At 56.9% G+C, this 800-nt stretch carries 1 protein-coding gene; it reads left to right on the top strand.

All coding sequences use genetic code 11. The features are described 5' to 3' along the window. The coding region (locus ACM6JM_RS16030) for an elongation factor Tu (protein WP_414882204.1) at positions 1 to 800 on the top strand (800 nt) is incomplete at both ends.

The raw sequence follows: 800 nt of genomic DNA, 5'->3' as shown, positions 1-800 counted from the left end.
CCAGAAGAAAAAGCTCGCGGTATCACCATCAACACCGCGCACGTTGAGTACAACTCGAACATTCGTCACTACGCTCACGTTGACTGCCCAGGTCACGCTGACTACGTGAAGAACATGATCACTGGTGCTGCGCAGATGGACGGCGCGATCCTGGTTTGCTCGGCCGCTGATGGTCCGATGCCACAAACCCGTGAGCACATCCTGCTGTCCCGTCAGGTAGGCGTTCCGTACATCGTGGTTTTCCTGAACAAGGCTGACCTGGTAGACGACGCTGAGCTGCTGGAACTGGTTGAGATGGAAGTTCGCGACCTGCTGTCCACCTATGACTTCCCAGGCGACGACACTCCGATCATCATCGGTTCTGCTCGTATGGCGCTGGAAGGCAAAGACGACAACGAAATGGGCACCACCGCTGTTAAGAAGCTGGTGGAAACTCTGGACAGCTACATCCCAGAGCCAGAGCGTGCTATCGACAAGCCGTTCCTGATGCCAATCGAAGACGTGTTCTCGATCTCGGGTCGCGGTACTGTTGTAACTGGCCGTATCGAGCGCGGTATCGTTCGCGTTCAGGACGCCCTGGAAATCGTTGGTCTGCGTGACACCACCACCACCACCTGCACCGGTGTTGAGATGTTCCGCAAGCTGCTGGACGAAGGTCGTGCTGGCGAGAACTGCGGCGTTCTGCTGCGTGGTACCAAGCGTGACGACGTTGAGCGTGGTCAGGTTCTGGTTAAGCCGGGTTCGGTTAAGCCGCACACCAAGTTCACCGCAGAAGTTTACGTTCTGAGCAAGGAAGAGGG

This window comes from Pseudomonas sp. IT-P2 (genome assembly GCF_949767575.1).
In the GTDB taxonomy this organism is placed as follows: Bacteria; Pseudomonadota; Gammaproteobacteria; order Pseudomonadales; family Pseudomonadaceae; genus Aquipseudomonas; species Aquipseudomonas pharyngis.
The sequence above is the reverse complement of the archived record's forward strand: the minus strand, read 5'-3'. Positions and strand labels throughout refer to the sequence as shown.